General features: G+C 68.0%; 22 protein-coding genes. 12 read left to right on the top strand and 10 right to left on the bottom strand.

Annotation, left to right across the window (positions count from 1 at the left end; all coding sequences use genetic code 11):
- Nucleotides 1–32: 32 nt before the first annotated feature.
- Nucleotides 33–557, top strand: a complete 525-nt coding sequence (locus ACZ6DL_RS35610) for an Lrp/AsnC family transcriptional regulator (RefSeq protein WP_466057852.1) — start codon at nucleotides 33–35, stop codon at nucleotides 555–557.
- 10 nt (nucleotides 558–567) lie between these two features.
- Here ACZ6DL_RS35610 and ACZ6DL_RS35615 read toward each other — a convergent pair whose 3' ends face one another.
- The gene (locus ACZ6DL_RS35615; protein WP_466057854.1) at nucleotides 568–1,680 is read right to left on the bottom strand and encodes a winged helix DNA-binding domain-containing protein; all 1,113 of its coding nucleotides are present in this window, start codon (nucleotides 1,678–1,680) and stop codon (nucleotides 568–570) included.
- Nucleotides 1,681–1,700: 20 nt separating this feature from the next.
- Nucleotides 1,701–2,675 (bottom strand): NADPH:quinone oxidoreductase family protein, encoded by a 975-nt coding sequence (locus ACZ6DL_RS35620; protein WP_466057855.1) that lies wholly within the window; start codon nucleotides 2,673–2,675, stop codon nucleotides 1,701–1,703.
- Nucleotides 2,676–2,852: 177 nt separating this feature from the next.
- Between ACZ6DL_RS35620 and ACZ6DL_RS35625 the strand changes: the two genes are divergently transcribed.
- The 3 genes from ACZ6DL_RS35625 to ACZ6DL_RS35635 all read left to right on the top strand — a co-directional run bounded on the left by ACZ6DL_RS35625 (nucleotide 2,853) and on the right by ACZ6DL_RS35635 (nucleotide 5,297).
- Nucleotides 2,853–3,149 carry a type VII secretion target gene (locus ACZ6DL_RS35625; protein WP_466057857.1) on the top strand — a complete coding sequence of 99 codons (297 nt, stop codon included), beginning with the start codon at nucleotides 2,853–2,855 and terminating at the stop codon, nucleotides 3,147–3,149.
- Nucleotides 3,146–4,279: a transglycosylase SLT domain-containing protein gene (locus tag ACZ6DL_RS35630; protein WP_466057859.1), complete on the top strand. Its 1,134-nt coding sequence runs from the start codon at nucleotides 3,146–3,148 to the stop codon at nucleotides 4,277–4,279. The genes ACZ6DL_RS35625 and ACZ6DL_RS35630 overlap by 4 nt, the downstream gene beginning before the upstream one ends.
- 223 nt (nucleotides 4,280–4,502) lie before the next feature.
- On the top strand, nucleotides 4,503–5,297 hold the full coding sequence (locus ACZ6DL_RS35635) for an acyl-[acyl-carrier-protein] thioesterase (protein WP_466057861.1): 795 nt from the start codon (nucleotides 4,503–4,505) through the stop codon (nucleotides 5,295–5,297).
- A 257-nt stretch (nucleotides 5,298–5,554) separates the two neighbouring features.
- On the opposite strand, the gene ACZ6DL_RS35640 is transcribed toward ACZ6DL_RS35635, so the two are convergent.
- Nucleotides 5,555–7,225, bottom strand: coding sequence for an FAD-dependent oxidoreductase (locus ACZ6DL_RS35640; RefSeq protein ID WP_466057863.1), 1,671 nt, complete (start codon nucleotides 7,223–7,225; stop codon nucleotides 5,555–5,557).
- A 182-nt stretch (nucleotides 7,226–7,407) separates the two neighbouring features.
- Here ACZ6DL_RS35640 and ACZ6DL_RS35645 point away from each other — a divergent pair, with 182 nt between their 5' ends.
- Nucleotides 7,408–7,899, top strand: coding sequence for a SixA phosphatase family protein (locus ACZ6DL_RS35645; protein WP_391472015.1), 492 nt, complete (start codon nucleotides 7,408–7,410; stop codon nucleotides 7,897–7,899).
- Nucleotides 7,900–7,920: 21 nt separating this feature from the next.
- Here ACZ6DL_RS35645 and ACZ6DL_RS35650 read toward each other — a convergent pair whose 3' ends face one another.
- Nucleotides 7,921–8,124, bottom strand: a complete 204-nt coding sequence (locus ACZ6DL_RS35650) for a hypothetical protein (RefSeq protein WP_040870275.1) — start codon at nucleotides 8,122–8,124, stop codon at nucleotides 7,921–7,923.
- Between the two features lie 57 nt (nucleotides 8,125–8,181).
- Here ACZ6DL_RS35650 and ACZ6DL_RS35655 point away from each other — a divergent pair, with 57 nt between their 5' ends.
- The 5 genes from ACZ6DL_RS35655 to ACZ6DL_RS35675 all read left to right on the top strand — a co-directional run bounded on the left by ACZ6DL_RS35655 (nucleotide 8,182) and on the right by ACZ6DL_RS35675 (nucleotide 11,285).
- Nucleotides 8,182–8,553 carry a glyoxalase superfamily protein gene (locus ACZ6DL_RS35655; RefSeq protein ID WP_466057865.1) on the top strand — a complete coding sequence of 124 codons (372 nt, stop codon included), beginning with the start codon at nucleotides 8,182–8,184 and terminating at the stop codon, nucleotides 8,551–8,553.
- 73 nt (nucleotides 8,554–8,626) lie between these two features.
- Entirely contained in the window at nucleotides 8,627–9,085 is a 459-nt protein-coding gene (locus tag ACZ6DL_RS35660) for a MerR family transcriptional regulator (RefSeq protein ID WP_466057867.1), read from the top strand.
- A 40-nt stretch (nucleotides 9,086–9,125) separates the two neighbouring features.
- Nucleotides 9,126–9,419 (top strand): putative quinol monooxygenase, encoded by a 294-nt coding sequence (locus ACZ6DL_RS35665; RefSeq protein ID WP_357045787.1) that lies wholly within the window; start codon nucleotides 9,126–9,128, stop codon nucleotides 9,417–9,419.
- Between the two features lie 85 nt (nucleotides 9,420–9,504).
- Nucleotides 9,505–10,299: a GNAT family N-acetyltransferase gene (locus ACZ6DL_RS35670; RefSeq protein WP_466057870.1), complete on the top strand. Its 795-nt coding sequence runs from the start codon at nucleotides 9,505–9,507 to the stop codon at nucleotides 10,297–10,299.
- Nucleotides 10,296–11,285 carry a pirin family protein gene (locus ACZ6DL_RS35675; RefSeq protein WP_466057872.1) on the top strand — a complete coding sequence of 330 codons (990 nt, stop codon included), beginning with the start codon at nucleotides 10,296–10,298 and terminating at the stop codon, nucleotides 11,283–11,285. Before ACZ6DL_RS35670 ends, ACZ6DL_RS35675 begins: the two co-directional genes overlap by 4 nt.
- A gap of 77 nt (nucleotides 11,286–11,362) precedes the next feature.
- On the opposite strand, the gene ACZ6DL_RS35680 is transcribed toward ACZ6DL_RS35675, so the two are convergent.
- Both ACZ6DL_RS35680 and ACZ6DL_RS35685 read right to left on the bottom strand, forming a co-directional pair.
- The gene (locus ACZ6DL_RS35680; RefSeq protein WP_466057874.1) at nucleotides 11,363–11,839 is read right to left on the bottom strand and encodes an SRPBCC family protein; all 477 of its coding nucleotides are present in this window, start codon (nucleotides 11,837–11,839) and stop codon (nucleotides 11,363–11,365) included.
- Nucleotides 11,836–12,168 (bottom strand): ArsR/SmtB family transcription factor, encoded by a 333-nt coding sequence (locus tag ACZ6DL_RS35685; protein ID WP_062975489.1) that lies wholly within the window; start codon nucleotides 12,166–12,168, stop codon nucleotides 11,836–11,838. The genes ACZ6DL_RS35680 and ACZ6DL_RS35685 overlap by 4 nt, the downstream gene beginning before the upstream one ends.
- Before the next feature lie 290 nt (nucleotides 12,169–12,458).
- Between ACZ6DL_RS35685 and ACZ6DL_RS35690 the strand changes: the two genes are divergently transcribed.
- Nucleotides 12,459–13,082 carry a DUF8020 domain-containing protein gene (locus ACZ6DL_RS35690; RefSeq protein WP_466057877.1) on the top strand — a complete coding sequence of 208 codons (624 nt, stop codon included), beginning with the start codon at nucleotides 12,459–12,461 and terminating at the stop codon, nucleotides 13,080–13,082.
- On the opposite strand, the gene ACZ6DL_RS35695 is transcribed toward ACZ6DL_RS35690, so the two are convergent.
- A complete protein-coding gene (locus ACZ6DL_RS35695; RefSeq protein ID WP_466057878.1) occupies nucleotides 13,079–13,933 on the bottom strand; it encodes a helix-turn-helix transcriptional regulator in 855 nt (284 codons plus the stop codon). The genes ACZ6DL_RS35690 and ACZ6DL_RS35695 overlap by 4 nt on opposite strands.
- A gap of 100 nt (nucleotides 13,934–14,033) precedes the next feature.
- On the opposite strand from ACZ6DL_RS35695, the gene ACZ6DL_RS35700 reads away from it, so the two are divergent.
- The gene (locus tag ACZ6DL_RS35700) at nucleotides 14,034–15,044 is read left to right on the top strand and encodes an aldo/keto reductase (protein ID WP_466057880.1); all 1,011 of its coding nucleotides are present in this window, start codon (nucleotides 14,034–14,036) and stop codon (nucleotides 15,042–15,044) included.
- Nucleotides 15,045–15,257: 213 nt separating this feature from the next.
- On the opposite strand, the gene ACZ6DL_RS35705 is transcribed toward ACZ6DL_RS35700, so the two are convergent.
- From ACZ6DL_RS35705 to rpoB, 3 genes are all read right to left on the bottom strand, one after another.
- Nucleotides 15,258–15,752, bottom strand: a complete 495-nt coding sequence (locus ACZ6DL_RS35705) for a PaaI family thioesterase (protein WP_466057882.1) — start codon at nucleotides 15,750–15,752, stop codon at nucleotides 15,258–15,260.
- A gap of 113 nt (nucleotides 15,753–15,865) precedes the next feature.
- Nucleotides 15,866–19,819 (bottom strand): DNA-directed RNA polymerase subunit beta', encoded by a 3,954-nt coding sequence (locus tag ACZ6DL_RS35710; protein ID WP_063053072.1) that lies wholly within the window; start codon nucleotides 19,817–19,819, stop codon nucleotides 15,866–15,868.
- Nucleotides 19,820–19,960: 141 nt separating this feature from the next.
- The coding region (gene rpoB, locus ACZ6DL_RS35715; protein WP_466057884.1) for a DNA-directed RNA polymerase subunit beta at nucleotides 19,961–22,906 on the bottom strand (2,946 nt) is incomplete at its 5' end.

Consider the following 22,906-nt stretch of genomic DNA (forward strand, 5'->3'; position numbering starts at 1 on the left):
AAGCCCGGCCCGGTGCTCGAACGGAGGCCGCCATGGCGCGCACATCGGCGAAGCTCGACGAACTCGACCTCGCCATCCTCACCGCGATGCACGAGTACCAGAAAGCGGGCATTCTCGAACTGTCCCGCCGGACCAGGGTCGCCAGGGCCACGGTGCAGTCCCGGATCGCGCGCATGGAGGAATCGGGCGTGATCGCCTCCTACGACCCGCAGATCGACGTCACCGCGGCGGGGTTCGACGTGCAGGCGTTCGTCACGCTGGAGATCGCCCAGGGCGCGCTGGACGCGGTGGCCGCCGAACTCGACGCCATCCCAGGCGTGCTGGAGGCCTACGCCACCACCGGCACCGGCGACGTGCTGTGCCGGATCGGCGCCGACTCGCACGCCGGGTTGCAGGCGGTGCTGCTGAGCATCGACCGGACCTCCTCGGTGGTGCGCTCGCACAGCGTCATCGTGCTGTCCACCGTGGTCGAACAGCGAGCGCTGCCGCTGTTGCGCACGCTGAGCCCGACCGGGACCACCAAGGCGCCCGCCTATCGTCCGGCCCGCGAGCCGTAACCGATCCGGCTCAGGGGCGCAGGTCGGCGCGCACGTCGAGGATTTCCACGCTTCCCCGCTTGCCCTCCTCCAAGAAGGCGAGCAGAGCCTCGGCCTCGGCCTCGACCTCCGCGCGCTCCGCATGCGTCCAGCTCCGGGTCGGGCTGATGCGCAGCCGGGCGGACTTCGCATCCGCGAAGACCTTGTACAGGCCCGCGAGAAAGCCGTCGACCAGCACCGGAGAGACCTGAGCCGCGAACGCGCGCAGCGGAGGAACGGCGCCGTCGGGCACGATCCGCGTCCGATCCTGGTGCGACAACAGAACGTTGTCGTACCAGCCGAGCAGCCGCACCGGAGCGGGAACGTCCGGATCGGCCAACGCGCCGTCGGCGACGTCGTAGAGCGTGCGGCCGCGCTCGTCGGTGTAGGTGCGCACGCGATCGCCGAGTTCGGCGACGGCATTCTTCATCCCGGGCAGCTTCGACCAGGTCTGCATGTCCATGGTGCTCGCCGGACCGAACGCACGCAGGTAGCGAAAGATCAGCTCCGCCAACGGATACGTGGGGTCCAGCGGCGCGCCCAACCAGGACTCGACCCGCGACCAGATCGGCCTGCTGCTGTTCTTCCACTTCCCGCGCGGCGGGGTCTGCAACACCGGCAGCTGATACAGCCAGGTCTGCACCACCGCGCCCGGGTCGCGGTCGGGGTAGCGCTCGGCGGCGTGGGCGCGCAGTTCCGCCGCCGACATCGGCTCGTCGCCGAGCACCGCTTCGCCCTGCCCGCGCACCTCCTCCGGGTCGAGTCCGACCATGGCGCCGTAGTTGAAGCCCTTGCGGAAGGGCGCCTTCTCCAGTTCCGGCTGCACATGCGGCGCGATCCGCAGCGCGTCGGGCGGCGTGACCAGATGAATGGTGCCGCGCATCAAGGTGATCCGGACCAGCGAGCGGTCCTCCAGTGCGTCCGACACCGTCGCCGGATCGAAAGCCGCGATGCGGCTCCACAATCCGACGAACGGCGGCGGCGAATCCTGCGCCTGCAATCCGACGAGATGATCACACATCTCGTGCGCCGTCCGCGGCGAGCGCTCGAGCAGATGCTGGCGAGCCAGCAGGGTCCGGTTCAATACCCGGTTGGACAGTTTCATGACGGGGCGGACCGGGCGAGTCAGCGCAGGGTGACCACGACCTTGCCGGTGGCCGTCCGGTTGTCCAGCGAGGCGACCGCCTCCGCGGCCTTGTCCAGCGGGTACAGCACCGGTTGCGGCGGCGCGATCTTGCCGGAGGCCAGCAGCGGCTCCACCTCGCCCCACTGCTCCTGCAGGTAGCCGGGATGCGACATCACCCATTCGCCCCACGCCGCGCCGGTCACCTCGACGTTCTTCAGCAGCAGCCGGTTGACCTTCACGGTCGGGATCTCCCCCGCGGTGAAGCCGACGACCAGCAACCGGCCCGCCGAGGCGAGCGAACGGATGCTGTCGGTGAAACGGTCACCGCCCACCGGATCGAGCACGATGTCGACGCCGCGACCACCGGTCAGCTCCTTCACCGCCGCCAGCCAGCCGTCGGTCAGCACCACATCGGTGGCGCCGTTGGCGCGCGCGACCTCGGCCTTCTCCTCGGTGCTCACCACGGCGATCACCCGGCCCGCACCGAGCGCGGCCGCCAGCCGCAGCGTCGAGGTGCCGATGCCGCCCGCGGCGCCGTGCACCAGCACCGTCTCCCCTTCCGCCAGCCTGCCCCTGGTGCGCAGGCAGAAGTGCACGGTCAGGTCGTTGAACAGGATGCCGGCGCCCGCCTCCAGCGAGACGTTGTCGGGGAGCCGGAAGACCATCTGCGTTGGCGTGACGGCCGTCTCGGCCATCGCGTTGCCGAGCATGGTCAGCGCGACCACCCGGTCACCCGGCCGCACGTGCGCGTCCTCGGGAGCCTCCCGGACAATGCCCGCGACCTCGCCGCCCACGACGAACGGCAATTCGGGCTTCATCTGGTAGAGGCCGCGCGTCATCAGCACATCCGGGAAGGCCACGCCCGCCGCGTGCACGTCGATCACCACGCCGCCCGGGAAGACCGCGGGCTCCGGGATATCGACGATCCGAACCGCTTCCGGTCCCTCCAGCTTGCTGACCTGGGCTGCGCGCATGTGCCGACCTCTCTGTCCTCGCACCGGCCTGATCCGCGCCGGCGCCACACCGACAACATAACCGGCGCCCCCGAGCACGCCCGTCCGGACGCCCGATTTTGCTATGCTGGCCGCGACCTCGCGGTCGGGAGGGAAGGGGGATTCATGGTCGAGCAAAACCAGCCACAACCTGCGACGATGCAGGTCGACCCAGCGGCGCTGCGCTCCTTCGCGCAGACGCTGCGCACGGAGGCCACGTCGGTCACCGACCTCGGCGCAGGCGAGGGTCTCGGCGTCGCGGCGGGCGCGCTGCCCGGCACCGATTTCGGTCCGGTGGCCCAGCGCGCGAACGACGCCGCGCACCGCTGCCTGGAGCGGATCGGATCGCGCCTGACCACGATCGCCGACAACCTGCACAACGCGGCGGGCAAGTACGACCTGGCCGAGGACGACTTCGCGGCGAAGCTGCGCGCCATAGGGCTCCAGCTGCCATGACGCTCACCATTCCAGACGTCGAGAACTGGCAACCGGAGCAGCTTTCGGCGGCGGGCGCGCTCGCCGAACGGATGTCGCAGGGGCTGGACAACGCGGTCGGCAAGGGTGCGGACGACACGAAAGCGCTCGCCGACACGAAGCAGTGGTCCGGATCCGCCGGCGACGCGGCGAACGCCCGGATGCAGACCGAGAAGACGCGCGCCTCCGCGGTGAGCGCCGCGCTGCTCGAGTTGAAGACCGCGCTCACCACCCAGGTGCAGAACCTCACCGAGGCGAAAGCCAAGGTACTGAGCCTGCGCGACGACGCACTGAACCAGACGCCGCCCTTCGATGTCGCGCCCAACGGCACCGTCGATGCGAAGACGCGAATCGACTACCTCCGGGCGCACGCGGACAAGGCCGACGTCGAGGGGCTCGTCTTCCAGGAAGCGCTCCAGGCGGCCTCGCGGACGTGGGAGCTGACCAACGCCTTGAAGACCGCCGAAGACGTGGCGAACCGAGCCGAGACCCAGGTCGACGGCGCGGCAGGCAAATTGGAGGCGGCGTTCGCCGGGCTCGGTGAGCCGAGCGCGAACGTACCCGCGGCCCCCACCACGCCCGCCGCCACCACACCGGTCGCCACGTCGGGAACCCCGGTCTCCGCGCCTTCGCCGGATCGGTCGAGCCAGCTGATGTCCGGGCACAACGACTCGGGAACCTCCCATGGCACGTCGTCGGGAACGTCGTATCACGGTGGGCCGAGTTCGTCCGCGCCGACCGGCCCGCTGCCCAGCGGTGACGTCGCGCGATGGATCGCCGAGGCGAAGCAGAAACTCATCGCGATGGGGTACGACCCGGCCGACATCGATGAACGAGCCATCGCGCTGATCATCGAGCACGAATCCGCGGGCAATCCTTACGCGGAGAACCGCTGGGACAGCAACTGGGTGGCCGGACATCCGTCGAAGGGTCTCATGCAGACCATCGACAGCACGTTCAACGCCTACAAGGCGCCCGGCCACGACGACGTCTGGAACCCGGTCGACAACATCATCGCCGGAGTGCGCTACTCCATCGATCGCTATGGGTCGCTCGGCAACGTCCCCGGTGTCGCCGCCGTCAACTCGGGCGGCGCGTACCAGGGCTACTGACCCGCTCACGGCCATGGCCTGCACCCACCGGCTGCCGAGCGCGCGTGATCTCGTACCGGTGCCGCGCACGGAGAACCCCATTCTTGCTGGCCCACGACCCGGCTGACGGACTATTAAGGAGGTACGGACGGCTCGACGCGAGGGTGTGACGTACGCCCCGTAAAGTCGTCACAACAGCACCGCATGAAGAAACGCGGCACACCGTGCAGCGCGAGGAGCACAAGTGTCACTCGATCAGCCACTCGCCCCGCTTCCCGAGGAGGGCATGGGCTTTGCTTCGGCGTGGCCCATCCGGGCTGGTGATGTGGATCCCTACAACCGGTTGCGGTTCGATGCCATCGCCCGCTACTTGCAAGATATCGCCTGGGAAAACCTGCATAAGACGTTCTTCCATCGGACCGACCCGAACTGGATCATCCGGCGCACGGTCATCGACGTCATCCGGCCGATTGTGTGGCCGGACGAGGTGCAGTTGCTGCGGTGGTGCTCGGCGATGTCGACCCGCTGGACCAACATGCGCGTGCGGATCACCAGCGGAAACGGCGGCCTGATCGAGACCGAGGGCTTCTGGATCAATATCAGCGAGTCCACCGGCATGCCCGCGCGGATCAGCGACGAGGGCCTCGCCTACCTCGCGCGCACCTCCGGCGAGCACCGTCTGCGGTGGCGGCCCTATCTGACCGACGCCACGCCGCCGGAGTCCGACACCGACCTGCCCTTCCCGGTGCGCGCCACCGACATCGACCAGTACAACCACGTCAACAACGCCTGTTACTGGCAAGCGGTGGAACAGTTCCTGGTCGAATATCCCAAGCTGCTCGCGGGTCCGCACCGCGCGGTGATCGAATACGTGGCGCCGGTACTTGCCCGCCAGCACGTGAGCGTGCGCAGCCGGTACGAGGCGGGGGATCGCACCGGGCAACCGGTGCTCCGGCTGTGGTTCGTGGTTGGCGGGACCACCACAACCGTGGTCCGCATCATGCCCTTACCCGGCGCTCCCGCCTCTCCGGGATTTTAGGCTCCCCCGCCTCTCCGGGTTTTCAGGCCACACCAGTCGGGGATGCGGGATTCCCGCGCACGTCCTGCGTCGGGTGCCGCTCGGTTTTCGGGCGTACCCGGTGAGTTACCCATGTTCATGCGAAATCAGTCGGCCGGTTCCGGCGAGACCCGTTGGCGCAGTCGTGAGGTCAGACGACGAGATTTGCCGCACGGCTCGGTCGGGGCCGGGGACCGGGCCGGTCGGAACGTGGCGTTCCGACCGGCCCGGCTGGTTCGTCAGCCGCGGGCGGCTTTGAGCAGGTCTTCGCGGGTGGTGAATTTGACGCGCGGGCGGCCCGCGGACTTGCCCGCGGTCTTCTCCGCTTGGTCGATCGCTCGCCAGCCCGCCCGGTCGACCAAGTCGGCCTGGCGCTCGGCGAGCAGGGCCCTCAGCGCGGCGCGGTCGGCCTGCGGCGCGGCGAGCTTGCCCGCGGTGAAGTCGGCGAGCAGCAGCTCCACCGTCTCCTCGGAGTCGATCCGGTTCGAACCGATCACACCGCGCGGGCCACGCTTGATCCACCCGCTGACGTACACGCCGCTGAGCATGGTTCCGTCGTCGCCGATGACCCGGCCGTGCTCGTTCGGCACGACGCCGCGCCGCTCGTCGAACGGCAGTTCACCGATCCGCTCGCCGCGGTACCCGATCGACCGCAGGACCAGCGAGGTGCCGATGCTCTCGGTGCGGTCGGTCGGCCGTGCGACGAGCTGACCGCCTTCCTCGAACAGCTCGTTGTGCACGATCTCGATGGACTCGACCCGGTCGGTGCCGGTGAGCGCGGTGGGCGAGGTGAGATAGCGGAACACGATCCGCTTGTTGCCTTCGGCCCGGCGACCGCCCGCGTACTCCTGGGCGAGGGTGTACTTCAGTTTCAGCGACGGCTCGACCTGCGGGTCGTCCACGATCGCCTGGCTGGCGTGATCCAGTGCCAGGTCGGTCTCCTCGACGATGACGTCGACGCCCTTCAGGTGCGCGAGGGCGAGGAACTCCGGGGAGGTATAGGCCGCTTGCAGCGGGCCGCGCCTGCCCAGCACGACCACTTCGCGGATATTGCTCTGCCGCAGGGCGTCCAGGGCGTGGTCGGCGATGTCGGTCTTGGCGAGTTCGTCCGGGTCGACGGTCAGCACGCGCGCCACGTCCAGCGCGACGTTGCCGTTGCCGACGATCACCGCCCGCTCCCCGGACAGGTCGAAGGTCCGGTCGGCGTAGTCGGGGTGGCCGTTGTACCAGGCGACGAACTCGGTGGCGGAGTGGCTGCCCGGCAGGTCCTCGCCCGGGACGCCCATCTTCCGGTCGCTGGAGGCGCCGACGGCGTAGATCACCGCGTGGTGGTGGCGCAGCAGCTCCTCGTGCGAGATGTGGGTGCCCACTTCGACATTGAGGTAGTACTGCAGCGTCTCACGGCGGAAGGCGGACTCGAACATGCCCGAGACGGTCTTGGTGCCCGGATGGTCGGGCGCGACGCCTGCCCGGACCAGGCCCCACGGGGTGGGCAGCCGGTCGAACATCTCGATTTCCACGTCGGCCCTGCGCAGCAGTTCGTCGGCGGCGTAGCAGGCCGCGGGCCCGGCGCCGACGATCGCGACGCGCAGGGTGCCCAGCTCCTTCGGCGGACGCGCGGGGGTGACGATCGGATCGAAGTTCGATTCCAGCGGATGCCGTTGGAAGTAGGCGGCGTTGATGTCGCGGAATCGCGCCAGCGAAGCGGTCAGGTCGTCCTCGGAGAAGATGGCCTCCACCGGGCACGCGTCGACACAGGCGCCGCAGTCGATACAGGTGTCGGGGTCGATGTAGAGCATCTCGGTCGTCGCGAACTCCGGCTGGTCCGGGGTGGGACGGATGCAGTCGACCGGGCACTCGGAGACGCAGCTGGCGTCGTTGCAACAACGCTGCGTGATTACGTAGGCCATATTGTGCTGATCCTCGAAGAAGTACGTGGGCCGTGGCCACCCATGAGGTTGTGGTGGACAGATGAGCGGCGTCCGTCACGTCCGCCGCGGGGATCGCCCGCGGGAGGGCGTGATGTGATGCCGCTTTCAGTTTGCCTCGAGTGTGGTCGAGACCTCTCGCCCGGAGGCCTTACCGTATCTCCATGGCGCGGACTCTGATCCTCATGCGGCACGGTAAGTCGGCCTATCCCGAGGGCGTCGACGATCACGAACGGCCGTTGGCGCCGCGGGGCAGGCGCGAGGCGGGACTGGCGGGTCGGTGGTTGCGAGCTACTCAACCGCCGATCGACGCCGTGCGCTGCTCCACCGCGACACGGACCAGGGAGACGCTGTCGGCCACCGGCATCACCGCGCCGGCCGTCTTCGAACCCGGGATCTACGAGGCCGCGCCGGAGACGCTGATCGAACTGGTCCGCCTCAGCGACGACGACGTGGCGACCCTGCTGGTGGTCGGGCACGCGCCCGGCATGCCGTGGACGGCTTGGGAATTGGCGAGCAATCGCGACAGCGCCCCTGCGGTCGAGCTCAGCCGGAAGTTCCCGACTTCAGCACTCGCGGTGCTGCGCTTCGACCGCGAGTGGGCGGACATCGATCCGGGGACCGGCGAACTGACGCATTTCCACATCCCGCGCTGACCGCACGCGGCTCGCGCGCGGTCAGCGCAGTAACCTGCCGCCGACCACAACGCCCGCACCGAGCACGAGCAGCAGCGCGAACGCGGCCAGACCGCCGAACAACCACCACACCACGCCGAGCGCGATCGCGAACGGCGCGATCGCGATCGCGGTGATCACCGGGCTTTCCCTGACCGTCGCCCAGGCCGAACGAGCCCTGATCCGGTCGATGTCCTTTCCAGGCATGTTCCCAGCGTAGGCCGAATCCGGGACTTTGTCGGCGGCTGATGGAATGCTCGCCGGATGGACTGGAAAATCGAGCTCGTCGCCATTCCGGTGACCGACGTCGACCGCGCCAAGGACTTCTACACCAAGATCGGTTTCGCTGCCGATCACGATCACCGGGTCGATGAGAACCTGCGCTTCGTGCAGCTGACCCCACCCGGCTCCGGCTGCTCGATCTGCCTCGGCGAAGGCATCACCGACGCGGCGCCCGGCAGCGTCCGAGGCATGCAGATGGTGGTGGCCAGCGCCGAGGACGCCTACCAGCAGTTGATCGCCGCGGGCGTGGACGCCACTCCGGTCCAGGACCTCGGCTGGGGCTTGTTCACCTTCTTCGCCGACCCGGACGGCAACAAATGGGCGGTCCAGCAACTGCCCGACTACAGCAGCTGAACGTACGGGCCCCTTGCTTGGAGTGCACTCCAGGTGACTAGCGTCGTCGGTGTTCCACGGGAAGGGCGAGTGCATGAGCGAAACCGCGCCATACGCGAGCGCGCGCGACGACCGGGAGCAGCCCCGGTACTCGATCGGCGAGGTGTCCGAGCGATCGGGACTGAGCCGGGACACGCTGCGCTGGTACGAACGGATCGGCCTGATGGACTACATCGGGCGCGACCACACCGGCAAGCGGCGGTTCAGCGACCGGGATCTGGAATGGCTGGCGCTGATCGGACGGCTGCGCACGACCGGCATGTCGGTGGCGGACATGCTCCGCTATGCCGAGCTGGTGCGGGCCGGAGACGCGACGTTCCCGCAACGGCTGGCGATGTTCCGGGATACCCGCGCCGAGGTCCTCGCCAAGATCGATGAACTTCGTCAGACTCTGGCCGTGCTGGACCACAAGATCGCCCTGTACGAAGGCAAGGGGCGACCGATCGAGCCGGACGTGGTCACCGCGCACGACAGCGAAGAGATCAAGGTATGACAACGAGCCGGGAACACTTCCTCGAGAGCAGGAGACGCCCATGTCGACGTTGACGCTGAACGTTCGCTTCACCGCCAAGCCTGGTCGCGAGGCGGAACTGCGGGATCTACTGCAAGGCATGATCGAGCCGACGCTCGCGGAGAGCGGCTGCATCCGTTACGAGCTCTACCTGCATCCCACCGACCCGAGCCGGATGGTGTTGCTGGAGGAGTGGGCCGATGCCGACGCCCTGGACGCGCACTTCCGGACGCCGCATCTGAAGGCTCTCGCCACCGCGTTCCAGGAAGTGCTGGTCGAACCGTTCCAGCTGCGGCGGTTCACCGAGATCGAGTGACCGTCGACGGTCCCGCGGACCGGAGTCCGCTTATCCGGTGGCCCGCTCCGCGCCGTTCACCGGCGGCGACTAACATCCCACGAATATGAAGCCCGAAACGCCGCGTGACCGCGTCTGGATCGATAAGCAGACGCCGGCCGCGTTCCGCGCGCTCAACGGCGTCGCGAACGAGGTCAGGGCCGCGGGCGCGGCGGTGGGACTGGATCGCCGGATCATCGAGCTGATCAATCTGCGCGTCTCCCAGCTCAACGGTTGCGCGTACTGCCTGGACGTGCACTACCGCGCCGCCCTGGCCGCCGGGGTCACCGAACAGGAGATCGCGGTGCTGCCCGGATGGCGGCGCGGCGGCACGTACACCCCGTTCGAGCGGGCGGTGCTCGCGATCGCGGAAATCACGGCGACGCTTCCGGACGAAAACGTCATCGAGCGTGAGTACGCTTCGGCTCGCCGGCATCTGACGGATGATCAGCTGTCCGTCGTCATCTGGGTGGCCACCACGATCGGCGCGTTCAACCGGGTCTCGATTCTCAGCAGGCATCCGGTACGCGCCCGGAAGGAGAAGGGAACCATGAGCGAATCGGCATCGGAGTCCGAGGTCGTCCGCAACGACGAGCGGCATCGCTACGAGGTGTTCTACGGCGGGGAGCTGGCCGGCTTCGCCGACTACGAGGAACGCGACGACGAGACGGTGTTCACGCACACCGAGGTCGACGGCGCGTTCTCCGGGAAAGGTCTCGGGTCCGTCCTGGCCCGGAAGGCCATCGAGGACGCCGTCGGGCGCGAGCGCGTGATCCGGCCGGTTTGCCCGTTCATCAAGGCGTATCTGGACAAGCACCCTCAGTACGACGCCCACGTGATCGGCAAAGGCGTCGATCGGTGAGTGATCTGGATCCGCGCCCGGCCGAGACGCTCTGCGAACCCGCGCCGGGTCCGGGGCCGGTCGCGGAGCGGTATCCGGCCCGTGAGGTGCCGCTCGGCGGGGTGCGCGGCGTCTTCGTCGAACGCGTGCTGCCGCAACGCGACCTGCCGACCGTCGGCGCGTGGTGTTTCCTCGACCACTTCGGCGCGCCGACGGTCACCAAGACCGGTGCGCCGCCGGACATCGATCCGCATCCGCACATCGGCCTGCAAACGGTGACCTGGCCGTTCGAGGGCCGGATCCGGCATCGCGACTCGGTGGGCTCGGACGTGCAGATCGAACCCGGTCAGCTGAATCTGATGACCTCCGGACGCGGCATCGCCCATTCCGAGTACGCCGTCGCGGGCGCGCCCGCCGGGCAGGGCTTGCAGCTGTGGATCGCGCTGCCGGGCGACCACACCGGCATCGCTCCGCATTTCGAGCAGCATCGGGAACTCCCCGTCGTCGAGGCGCCCGGCCTCCGCGCGATCGTGCTGATCGGGTCCCTGGCCGGGAAGACCTCACCCGCGATCGCCTATACACCCATCGTCGGCGCCGATGTCCGGTTGGAGCCCGGGGCCGAGGTCAACCTCCCGCTCGACCCTCGTTTCGAGCACGCGGTGCTGGTGATCGAGGGCGAGGTGACCGTCGCGGGCGAGGAATTGGCTCCCGGACCGCTGCTGTACCTGGGCACCGAGCGCGACGAACTCCGGCTCGCCACCACTGGCGGCGCGCACTTCGCCCTGATCGGCGGCGAACCGTTCGGCGAGGAACTGGTGATGTGGTGGAACTTCGTCGGCCGCAGCCACGAGGACATCCTCGCCGCCCGGGCCGACTGGGAGAACCACGACGTCACCCGGTTCGCCGACATCGCGGGCCACACCCCGCGACAGCGCATTCCCGCGCCGCCCCTGCCCGGACTGCACCTGAAGCCGCGCAAGCGCCGGATCGGGCCGGCCAGGGACTGATCGCGGCACACACCCGATTCCACCACTCGCTCAGGCTCCGCCCGCGCGACCCGTGAGCGGAGCCGAAGCGTCCGGACTCAGCCGCGCGCGAGCAGTGCGTCCAGCGCGCGGTAGCTCTCGTTGAGCCCGGTCTCCATGCCCGACTGGAGCATGCCGTCGCGCTCCTGCGGCGTGTGGAACTGGCTGTCGGTGACCACCTTGGTGCGGCCGTCGCCGAGGTCGACGAAGCTGACGCTGTCGATCGCCACATGGGCGGGCATGCCGTCCCACTCGAAGGAGTACACGATACGCTCCTGCGGGGTGACCTCGCGGAAACGGCCCTCGAAGCCATGGGCTCCGTCGTCGGAGTGCTCGACGAAGCGCCAATGCCCGCCCGGACGGAATTCCCAGCGCTCGATGTCCAGCCGATTGCCGCGCCCCCACCACTGGGCGAGCAATTCGATCCGGCTGTAGGCGTCCCACACGCGCTGGCGCGGGGCATCGAAGATCCGCTCGATGTGGATCGCGCGGTCGGTGTCGGTCGTGATGACCGCGTCGTTCGTGGTTGTGCTCATCGGTCCTGCTCCGTTCGCTCGAGGAATTCGCCGAGACGGTCCAGCCGCGCTTCCACCATCCGCCGGTAGCCCTGCATCCAGGCCACTTCGCGGTCGAAGACGTTCTCGCCGAGGCGGCAGTACCGCACCCGGCCCCGCTTCTCCGTGACCACCATGCCCGCCGCCTCCAGCAGCTGAATGTGCTTCTTGACGCCGGTGAGCGTCATCTCGAAACGCTCCGCCAGCTCGCTGACGGTGGCGGGCCCACTGCCGAGACGTTCCAGGATCCCACGCCGGGTGGGATCCGCGAGCGCCCCGAAGGAGGCATCCAAGAAGTCATACTGAACCATCTAGTTCAGTGTTGCGGAGATGAGGGCGGGCGTCAAGAGGGAATTCACACCGCTCCGAAACCCGGCCGGACCAGCGAAGCGACCGCCGATCCTGGACGTGCCGTCGGCGGATCCAGCCGCAGCCGAAGCCTCCCGACCGGCCCCGCCCCCACCGTGCCGCGATGTGCGACAGAGGCTTTCGCGACCGAACTCGGCGAAGAACTGTCGCTCAGCCCCTTCTGATCAGGGCCGCCGAGCGGTATCTTTTCCCGACGAACCGGACACGGGGGCGGCACACGGAAAAGAGCACGATGAGGACCTCTCGATTCACCGCGACGACACTGGTCGCGCTGGCGGCCACCGCACTCACCACGAGCGCCGCGCACGCACAGCCCGCGCCCACCGACGCCCCGCTCGACCTGCGCGGCTCGTTCCACCAGGTCGCCTACGAGGTCGCCGCCACCAGCGACCGGCGCGCGGCCGTGGCCACCATCCAGGACGGGACGTTCGAATCGACCCACGACGGCCGGGTCGTGACGGTCTCCGATCGCGACGGCAATGTGGTGGCCGCGCTGCCGATGACGCTGCGCATCGGTGATCAGCGCGTGGTGCTGGACCCTGTGCTCGAGGACGCGGGCCACCGGCTCACCGTCGCACCGGTGGCGATGACCGACGCCCCACTGCGCGACATCGGCGCCCAGGAGCGGTTCTACGCCGAGGCCGAGAAGGCCATGCCGACCATCCTCGCGGGCGCGGGCATCGGCGCCGCCATCGGCTTCATCGTCGGATTCCCGCTCGGCCTGTTCGTGATCGACTTCATCACGGTGCCCGCCGCCGCGGTGGCGGGCGCCGCGATCGGCGCGATGGCCGGATTCGTCGTCGGCGGTGGGCAACCCGCCGTCGACGCGGCGCTCGAGTACGTCACCGCGCCCTAGTCGAGCCCGGCGACGGGCGTCAGCCGCTGCGTGCCGATCACGCGCAGCAGGTCCAGCTTCTCGGCCGCGTCCGTGCCCGGACGCGGCAGGTAGACCAGCAGGCGCTGGGCGGCGTTGGGCGTGAGCAACGTTTCGCAGACGACGTCGATCAGGCCGACCTGCGGATGCCGGATCCGCTTGATATCCGAAAGCCGCACGGCCACTTGATGTTCGTCCCACAGCCGGTCGAACTCGGCGCTCGCGGAACGCAGCTCGGCCACCAGCTCGAGCACGTCCGCGTCGCCCGCACGGCGCGCGGCCGTGGCACGCAGATCCGCGACGTGGTTGCGGCCGAGCCGATCCCAGTCCTCCTCGGGGAAGAGCGCGCGCGACGAAGGGTCGGTGAACCAGCGGTAGGCGTAGTACCGCTCCCACCCACGACGGTCACCGTGATCGCCGACGAGCAAGGTATGCATCCGGTTCTGCACCAGCACCTCGCCGAGATCGGTGACGACGGTGGCCGCGGTGTCGTCCAGCTTGGCGAGCAGGTGCATCAGCCCGGGGCCCACGTGCTTGTCGGTCGCATCGCGTCCCGGCGGCGCGTGGTCGCACAGATGGTAGAGATGGTCGCGTTCGTCGTTGTCGAGACGCAGGGCGCGCGCGAGCGAGGCGAGGACCTGGGTGGACGGACGCGGACCGCGCGCCTGCTCCAGCCTGGTGTAGTAGTCCGTCGACATGCCCGCCAGCAGTGCGACCTCGTCGCGGCGCAGTCCCGGCGTGCGCCGCCGGACACCCGGTGGCAAACCGACGTCGGCGGGGGTGAGCTGCTCTCGGCGGCGGCGCAGGAAATCGGCGAGTTCGGCGCGGTCCATGCCCTTACTGTCCTCGGAAACGGCGCCCTCAGCCAGGGATCGCCACTCCCCCGATAAACGGTCTCTCCCGCGGCGGCGGCGCACGGTTCAGGCTGGCCCCATGACGACAACGAAAATCCACGAAGTGCGGCTCGGGGCCACCGGCCCGACGGTCGGCCGGATCGGCCTCGGGGCGATGGGCATGTCCGGCGCGTACGGCGCGACCGACGATGCCGAATCGACCGCGACCATCCACGCGGCGCTGGATTCCGGCGCAAACCTGATCGACACCGGCGACTTCTACGGCGCGGGACACAATGAGACGCTGATCGGCAAGGCCATCGCCGAACGGCCACGCGAGGACGTGGTGCTGAGCGTGAAATTCGGCGCGCTGCGCGGTCCCGACGGCGGCTTCGCGGGCGTGGACAACCGGCCTGCCGCGCTGCGCAATTTCCTGACCTACAGCCTCCAGCGGCTCGGCGTCGACTACATCGACATCTATCGCCCCGCACGACTCGATCCGGCCGTGCCGATCGAGGACACCGTCGGCGCCATCGGCGAACTGATCGAAGCAGGGTACGTGCGCCATGTCGGCCTGTCCGAGGTCGGCGCGGACACCATTCGGCGCGCGGCGGCCGTACACCCCATCGCGGACCTGCAGATCGAGTACTCGCTGCTCTCCCGTGGCATCGAGGAGCAGATCCTGCCCGTCTGCCGCGAACTCGGCATCGGCGTCACGGCCTACGGCGTGCTCTCCCGGGGCCTGCTGAGCGACGCCTTCGCGCCAGGGGCCACCTTCGCTCCGAACGATTTCCGCGCCCACAGCCCGCGCTTCCAAGGCGAGAACCTGGACCGGAATCTCGAACTGGTGCGCGCCCTGAACGAGATCGCGGCGCGCAAGGACGCCTCGGTGGCGCAACTGGCCATCGCCTGGGCGCTGACCCGCGGCGAGGACGTCGTGCCGCTCATCGGCACCCGCCGCCGCGAACGCTGGGCGGAGGCGGTGAGCGCGCTGGACCTCTCACTCACCGACGAGGAGTTGTCCACTATCGAAGCGGCCGTGCCCGCCGACCGGGTCGCGGGCGAACGCTACGCCACGCCGCAGATGGTGATGCTCGACAGCGAACGCTGAGTCCGAAGCCCGGTGGATCGCACAGTCGATCCGGACCGGCCGCTCGCCGAGGCACGCGGTTCGGCGAGAGGCCGAACCGTGTCGGAATGACCCAGGGCAGCATCACCGCCGAAGCGTGCCCACGTCGTGTGCCGGCAGTGTCATCCAGGCGACGTCCGCACGACGCGCGATGCCGTAGACGCGAATCATGCCCGGCTGAGCGTCTCGATGCGATCAGGCCCGGCGTGGACGCAGCACAGCCGTGAACATCGCTGCGGCCACGGTCTTTCCGGCGCTGTCGGTGATGTCCACCGGCACGTCGAGTTCGAGCGGCACTTTCGCCTCGATGTCCGCCCGCATCTTCGCCAGCGTCTGCGCGGAGAACGCGGAAGTGGCGCGGAACGGCCCCGCGTCCCCCTTCGCGCGGGCTTTGTATTCGATGCGTCCGTCCTTGGCGACGATGAACGTCTCCCCCATCAGGTCGACGATCCCCGACACGGACGCACCCATGGCGGCGGTCTCCGCCATCCCGAACAACACGGCGGCGTGCAGATCTCCGTTGTGGTTCAAATGCTGCGCCCGCGGCGCGATCGACACCACGTTCCGCCCCGCCGCGAACTCCTCCCACTCGACCTCCGCGTACTGGATGAAACCGAGCTTCCGGAATCCGGCCACCACCAGATCACCCAACGCCGCGCCGTCCACCGCCACCTCCGAACAGAACTGCAACCTGTTCTACTTTCCTACTGCCTGCCACCCCGGTTGTCCACCACGGACCCGTCACTGAACGAATTCGGCCCCCGCTCCACAAGGAAGCGGGGGCCGAATCTCGTTGCGACGGATTACCGGTAGTCGCTGAAGCCGTAGTCGTCGAGCGGGACCGCGGCGCCGGTGGTCTGACCGAAGCTGTCCGGGCTGTAGTAGGTGTCGTCGTAGGACGGCACCGCGTACGCGGCGGCACGGGCTTCCTCGGTCGGCTGCACCTGGATGTTGCGGTAGCGGTTGATACCGGTACCGGCCGGGATCAGCTTACCGATGATCACGTTCTCCTTGAGGCCGATGAGCTTGTCGGAGCGGCAGTTGATCGCCGCGTCCGTCAGGACTCGGGTGGTCTCCTGGAAGGACGCCGCCGACAGCCACGAGTCGGTGGCCAGCGACGCCTTGGTGATACCCATCAGCACCGGACGACCCGCCGCGGGCTCGTTGCCCTCGGCGACGACGCGACGGTTGGCGGCCTCGAACTCGGCGCGCTCGGTGAGCGAGCCGGGCAGGAACTCCGTGGCGCCCGAGTCGATGATCGTCACGCGGCGCAGCATCTGGCGCACGATCACCTCGATGTGCTTGTCGTGGATCGACACACCCTGCGAGCGGTAGACCTCCTGGACCTCGTGGACCAGGTGGACCTGAACCTGACGGGGGCCCATGATGCGCAGGACCTCGTGCGGATCCGCCGCGCCTTCCAGCAACTGCTGGCCGACCTCGACGTGGTCACCGTCCGAGAGCAGACGCTCGGTGCCGTCGTCGTGCTTGAACACCCGCAGACGCTGCCGCTTCGAGAGCTTGTCGTAGACAACCTCTTCGCCACCGTCATCCGGGATGATGGTGATCTTGTAGAAGCGATCGTCGTCCTCCAGCCGCACGCGACCGGAGACCTCGGCGATGGGCGCCTTGCCCTTCGGCACGCGCGCCTCGAACAGCTCCTGCACACGCGGCAGACCGCCGGTGATGTCGTCACCCGCGACACCACCCTGGTGGAAGGTACGCATGGTCAGCTGGGTACCGGGCTCACCGATGGACTGCGCGGCGACGATACCGACGGCCTCACCGATGTCGACCAGCTTGCCGGTCGCCATCGAGCGGCCGTAGCAGGTCGCGCACACACCGGTACCGGTGGTGCAGGTCAGCACGGAGCGGACCTTCACCTCGGTGATACCGGCCTCCAGCAGCGCCTCCAGCGCCGGATCGCCGAGGTCGGCGCCCTTCGCCACGATGACGTTGCCCTGCGCGTCGACCGCGTCGGCCGCGAGCGTGCGCGCGTAGGTGGAGGTCTCCACGTGCGCGTCGCGGATGATCGAGCCGTCGAGCTGCTTCTCCGCGATCGGCACCACGATGCCGCGCTCGGTGCCGCAGTCGTGCTCGCGCACGATGACGTCCTGCGAGACGTCCACCAGACGACGGGTCAGGTAACCCGAGTCGGCGGTGCGCAGCGCGGTGTCGGCCAGACCCTTACGAGCGCCGTGGGTGTTGATGAAGTACTCCAGAACCGTCAGGCCCTCACGGAAGGAGGACTTGATCGGCCGCGGGATGAACTCACCCTTCGGGTTCGTCACCAGGCCCTTCATACCGGCGAGGGTACGGGTCTGGGTGAAGTTACCCGTGGCGCCCGAGTCGACGATCGTGATGATCGGGTTGTCGGCCGGGTAGTGCGCGCGCAGCGCCTTACCGACCTCCTCGGTCGCCTCCTGCCAGATCTTGACCAGGGCGTTGTTGCGCTCCTGGTGATCGAGCGCACCACGCTGGTACTTCTTCTCGATCTGATCCGACTGCGCCTCGTAGCGCTCCATGATCTCGGCCTTCTCCGGCGGCACGAGCACGTCGGACATGGAGACCGTCACGCCGGAACGCGTGGCCCAGTAGAAGCCCGCGTCCTTGAGCTTGTCGACGGTCTGCGCGACCACGATCATCGGGTAGCGCTCGGCGAGATCGTTGATGATCGTCGCCTGACGCTTCTTCGGCATCTGCTCGTTGATGAACGCGTAGTCCACGGGCAGCAGCTCGTTGAACAGCACCCGGCCCAGCGTGGTCTCGGTGGTCCACGCGTCGCCACGACGCCAGCCCTCCGGGAACAGCTCCGCCTCGACGTCCTTCGGCGGACGCTGGTCGGTCAGCCGGACCTTGATCAGCGAACGCACGGTGAGTTCACCGCGGTCCACCGCCATCTGCGCCTCGGCGGGCGAGGAGTACACGCCCCGCTCCGGACCGTCGGCGGTGGCCGGCTCGTAGGAACCCTTCGCGCCCTCTTCCAGACGGGTCAGGTAGTACAGGCCGGTCACCATGTCCAGACGCGGCATGGCCAGCGGCCGGCCGGAGGCGGGCGACAGGATGTTGTTCGACGACAGCATCAGCACGCGTGCCTCGGCCTGCGCCTCCGCCGACAGCGGCAGGTGCACGGCCATCTGGTCACCGTCGAAGTCGGCGTTGAACGCCTCACAGACCAGCGGGTGCAGCTGGATGGCCTTGCCTTCCACCAGCTGCGGCTCGAAGGCCTGGATACCGAGGCGGTGCAGCGTGGGCGCGCGGTTGAGCAGCACCGGGTGTTCGGCGATGACCTCTTCGAGGACATCCCACACCTGCGGCCGCTGCCGCTCCACCATCCGCTTGGCCGACTTGATGTTCTGCGCGTGGTTCAGGTCGACCAGGCGCTTCATCACGAACGGCTTGAACAGCTCCAGCGCCATCAGCTTGGGCAGACCGCACTGGTGCAGCTTCAGCTGCGGGCCGACGACGATGACCGAACGGCCCGAGTAGTCGACGCGCTTACCGAGCAGGTTCTGCCTGAACCGGCCCTGCTTGCCCTTGAGCAGGTCGGACAGCGACTTGAGCGGACGGTTGCCCGGTCCGGTGACCGGACGGCCGCGGCGGCCGTTGTCGAACAGGGCGTCCACGGACTCCTGCAGCATCCGCTTCTCGTTGTTGACGATGATCTCGGGCGCACCGAGGTCGATCAGTCGCTTGAGGCGGTTGTTGCGGTTGATCACGCGACGGTACAGGTCGTTCAGGTCGGAGGTGGCGAAGCGGCCACCGTCGAGCTGAACCATCGGGCGCAGCTCCGGCGGGATCACCGGAACGGCGTCGAGCACCATGCCCATGGGCGAGTTGCCGTTGGCCTGGAAGGCCGCGACGACCTTGAGCCGCTTGAGCGCGCGCAGCTTCTTCTGGCCCTTGCCGGAGCGGATGGTCTCGCGCAGCGACTCGGCCTCGGCCTCGATGTCGAAGCTCTCCATCAGCTTCTGGATCGACTCCGCGCCCATGGCGCCGGTGAAGTACTCGCCGTAGCGGTCGACCAGCTCGCGGTAGAGCACCTCGTCGACGATGAGCTGCTTGGGCGCCAGCTTGGTGAAGGTGTTCCAGATCTCCTCCAGCCGGTCCAGCTCACGCTGGGCGCGGTCGCGGAGCTGGCGCATCTCCCGCTCGCCGCCGTCCTTCACCTTGCGGCGGACGTCGGACTTAGCGCCTTCGGCCTCGAGTTCGGCCAGGTCGGCCTCGAGCTTCTGGGCGCGGGCCTCGAGGTCGGCGTCACGCTGATCGGCGACCGCCTTCTTCTCGACCTCCATCTCGGCCTCGAGCGTGGACAGCTCGTTGTGCCGCAGTTCCTCGTCGACCGCCACGATGACGTAGGCGGCGAAGTAGATGATCTTTTCCAGATCCTTCGGCGCCAGGTCGAGCAGGTAGCCCAGGCGCGAGGGCACGCCCTTGAAGTACCAGATGTGGGTGACCGGAGCGGCCAGTTCGATGTGACCCATGCGCTCGCGGCGCACCTTGGCGCGAGTCACCTCGACGCCACAGCGCTCACAGATGATGCCCTTGAAGCGGACGCGCTTGTACTTGCCGCAGTAGCACTCCCAGTCCCGGGTGGGACCGAAGATCTTCTCGCAGAACAGGCCGTCCTTCTCCGGCTTGAGCGTGCGGTAGTTGATGGTCTCCGGCTTCTTCACCTCGCCGTAGGACCACTGACGGATGTCCTCGGCGGTGGCCAGGCCGATCCGGAGTTCATCGAAGAAGTTGACGTCTAGCACGTAACTTCCTTTCCCCTGTGCGGGTCGAATTCGAGCAAAAGTTCACTAGTGAGTGTCTGCCGAGACTTCGCTCGGCCGACACGTCCGGTAATCCGCGCGGTGGGCGCCGGATGCCGTCGGGGACGGCATCCGGCAGACCGCCTAGTTCGCCAGATCGTCGACGGTGGCCGCTTCGTTCCTCGACAAGTTGATGCCGAGATTGGCCGCCGCACGCTCCAAGTCCTCGTCGTCGCCGTCACGCATCTCGATCGCGGCGCCGTCGGACGACAGCACCTCGACGTTGAGGCACAGCGACTGGAGTTCCTTGAGCAAGACCTTGAACGATTCCGGAATGCCCGGCTCCGGGATGTTCTCGCCCTTGACGATCGCCTCGTAGACCTTCACGCGACCGACGACGTCGTCGGACTTGATGGTCAACAACTCCTGCAGCGTGTACGCCGCACCGTAGGCCTGCATGGCCCAGCACTCCATCTCACCGAAACGCTGACCACCGAACTGCGCCTTACCACCCAGCGGCTGCTGGGTGATCATCGAGTACGGACCGGTCGAACGCGCGTGGATCTTGTCGTCGACCAGGTGGTGCAGCTTCAAGATGTACATGTAACCGACCGCCACCGGGTACGGGAACGGCTCACCGGAACGGCCGTCGAACAGCGTGGCCTTGCCGTCGTCGTCGACCATGCGCTCGCCGTCGCGGTTGGGCAGCGTCGAGGTCAGCAGGCCGGTCAGCTCCTCCTCCCGCGCGCCGTCGAACACCGGCGTGGCGATGTTCGAGTCGGCCGGGGCGCCCAGCATCTCCTCCGGCAGCGCCTGCGCCCAATCAGGGCGGGAGCCGTCGGCGGCGACGTCGACCTGCCAGCCGGTCTTGCCGATCCAGCCCAGATGGGTTTCCAGGATCTGGCCGATGTTCATACGACGCGGCACACCGTGGGTGTTCAAGATGATGTCCACCGGGGTGCCATCGGGCAGGAACGGCATGTCCTCGGTCGCGAGGATCTTGCCGATCACACCCTTGTTACCGTGCCGGCCCGCGAGCTTGTCACCATCCTGGATCTTGCGCTTCTGAGCCACATACACCCGCACCAGCTCGTTGACACCCGGCGGCAGATCATCATCGTCCTCCCGGGAGAACACCCGGATACCGATCACCTTGCCCGACTCACCATGCGGCACCTTCAACGAGGTATCCCGCACCTCACGCGCCTTCTCCCCGAAGATCGCCCGCAACAACCGCTCCTCCGGAGTCAGCTCGGTCTCACCCTTCGGCGTCACCTTGCCCACCAGGATGTCCCCATCCCGGACCTCCGCACCGATGCGCACGATGCCCCGCTCATCCAGATCAGCGAGCACCTCATCGGACACATTCGGGATATCCCGAGTGATCTCCTCCGCACCCAGCTTCGTATCACGCGCATCGATCTCGTGCTCCTCGATATGAATCGAGGTCAACACGTCCTCTTCCACCAGGCGCTGCGACAGGATGATCGCGTCCTCGTAGTTGTGACCCTCCCACGGCATGATCGCCACCAGCAGGTTCTTACCCAGGGCCATCTCACCGTTCTCGGTGCACGGACCATCGGCCAGAACCTGACCACGCTCCACCCGCTGACCCTCATCCACAATCGGACGCTGATTCGAGCACGTGCCCTGATTCGACCGGTTGAACTTCCGCATCCGATAGGACTTACGCGTCCCATCATCAGCCATCACCGTCACATAATCGGCGGAGACTTCCTCGACCACACCGGGCTTCTCGTTCACCACCACGTCGCCCGCGTCCACGGCCGCGCGCAGCTCCATGCCGGTACCCACGATCGGGGCCTCGGAACGGATCAGCGGAACAGCCTGACGCTGCATGTTCGCACCCATCAGGGCGCGGTTGGCGTCGTCGTGCTCGAGGAACGGGATCATCGCGGTCGCGACCGACACCATCTGACGCGGCGACACATCCATGTAGTCGACCTCGGTGGCGGCGACGAGCTCGTTCTCCTCGTTGCCACGCCGGCACAGCACGCGGTCCTCGAGGAAGCGGCCTTCGGCGTCGACCGGCGAGTTGGCCTGCGCGCGAACGTGCCGGTCCTCCTCGTCGGCGGTCAGGTAACGAACCTCGTCGGTCACCCGGCCGTCGACGACCTTGCGGTACGGCGTCTCGATGAAGCCGAACGGGTTGACCCGTGCGTACACCGACAGCGAGCCGATCAGGCCGATGTTCGGGCCTTCCGGGGTCTCGATCGGGCACATGCGGCCGTAGTGCGACGGGTGGACGTCACGGACTTCCAGGCCGGCGCGCTCACGGGACAGACCACCCGGGCCCAGCGCCGAGAGGCGGCGCTTGTGGGTCAGGCCCGACAGCGGGTTGTTCTGGTCCATGAACTGCGACAGCTGGGAGGTTCCGAAGAACTCCTTGATCGCGGCGACGACCGGGCGGATGTTGATCAGCGTCTGCGGCGTGATCGCCTCGACGTCCTGAGTGGTCATCCGCTCGCGGACCACACGCTCCATGCGGGACAGACCGACCCGGATCTGGTTCTGGATCAGCTCGCCGACGGTGCGCAGGCGACGGTTACCGAAGTGGTCGATGTCGTCCACTTCCACCGGAACCTCGGCGCCACCGGGGGCGGTCATGGTCTTGTCGCCCGAGTGCAGGCGGACCAGGTACTCGATGGTGTTGACGATGTCTTCCTTCGTCAGCACCGAACCGACGACCTGCTCGCCCACATGGATGCCGAGCTTCTTGTTGATCTTGTAGCGACCGACGCGCGCCAGGTCGTAGCGCTTCTCCTTGAAGAACAGGTTCTCCAGCAGGGTCTGCGCGGACTCCTTGGTCGGCGGCTCACCCGGACGCAGCTTGCGGTAGATGTCCAGCAGCGCCTCGTCCTGACCGGCGGTGTTGTCCTTCTCCAGGGTCGACATCATGATCTCGGAGAAGCCGAAGCGCTCGACGATCTCCTCGGTGGTCCAGCCCAGCGCCTTCAGCAGCACGGTGACCGGCTGGCGGCGCTTGCGGTCGATGCGCACACCCACGGTGTCGCGCTTGTCCACGTCGAACTCCAGCCACGCACCGCGCGACGGAATCACCCGCACACT

This window comes from Nocardia sp. NPDC041819 (genome assembly GCF_055590505.1).

Bases quoted from the DNA above. Each gene is read 5' to 3' on its own strand.
- ACZ6DL_RS35610 (WP_466057852.1), top strand. From the start codon at position 33: ATGGCGCGCACATCGGCGAAGCTCGACGAACTCGACCTCGCCATCCTC.
- ACZ6DL_RS35615 (WP_466057854.1), bottom strand. From the start codon at position 1,680: ATGAAACTGTCCAACCGGGTATTGAACCGGACCCTGCTGGCTCGCCAG.
- ACZ6DL_RS35620 (WP_466057855.1), bottom strand. From the start codon at position 2,675: ATGCGCGCAGCCCAGGTCAGCAAGCTGGAGGGACCGGAAGCGGTTCGG.
- ACZ6DL_RS35625 (WP_466057857.1), top strand. From the start codon at position 2,853: ATGCAGGTCGACCCAGCGGCGCTGCGCTCCTTCGCGCAGACGCTGCGC.
- ACZ6DL_RS35630 (WP_466057859.1), top strand. From the start codon at position 3,146: ATGACGCTCACCATTCCAGACGTCGAGAACTGGCAACCGGAGCAGCTT.
- ACZ6DL_RS35640 (WP_466057863.1), bottom strand. From the start codon at position 7,225: ATGGCCTACGTAATCACGCAGCGTTGTTGCAACGACGCCAGCTGCGTC.
- ACZ6DL_RS35645 (WP_391472015.1), top strand. From the start codon at position 7,408: ATGGCGCGGACTCTGATCCTCATGCGGCACGGTAAGTCGGCCTATCCC.
- ACZ6DL_RS35650 (WP_040870275.1), bottom strand. From the start codon at position 8,124: ATGCCTGGAAAGGACATCGACCGGATCAGGGCTCGTTCGGCCTGGGCG.
- ACZ6DL_RS35655 (WP_466057865.1), top strand. From the start codon at position 8,182: ATGGACTGGAAAATCGAGCTCGTCGCCATTCCGGTGACCGACGTCGAC.
- ACZ6DL_RS35660 (WP_466057867.1), top strand. From the start codon at position 8,627: ATGAGCGAAACCGCGCCATACGCGAGCGCGCGCGACGACCGGGAGCAG.
- ACZ6DL_RS35665 (WP_357045787.1), top strand. From the start codon at position 9,126: ATGTCGACGTTGACGCTGAACGTTCGCTTCACCGCCAAGCCTGGTCGC.
- ACZ6DL_RS35670 (WP_466057870.1), top strand. From the start codon at position 9,505: ATGAAGCCCGAAACGCCGCGTGACCGCGTCTGGATCGATAAGCAGACG.
- ACZ6DL_RS35680 (WP_466057874.1), bottom strand. From the start codon at position 11,839: ATGAGCACAACCACGAACGACGCGGTCATCACGACCGACACCGACCGC.
- ACZ6DL_RS35685 (WP_062975489.1), bottom strand. From the start codon at position 12,168: ATGGTTCAGTATGACTTCTTGGATGCCTCCTTCGGGGCGCTCGCGGAT.
- ACZ6DL_RS35690 (WP_466057877.1), top strand. From the start codon at position 12,459: ATGAGGACCTCTCGATTCACCGCGACGACACTGGTCGCGCTGGCGGCC.
- ACZ6DL_RS35695 (WP_466057878.1), bottom strand. From the start codon at position 13,933: ATGGACCGCGCCGAACTCGCCGATTTCCTGCGCCGCCGCCGAGAGCAG.
- ACZ6DL_RS35700 (WP_466057880.1), top strand. From the start codon at position 14,034: ATGACGACAACGAAAATCCACGAAGTGCGGCTCGGGGCCACCGGCCCG.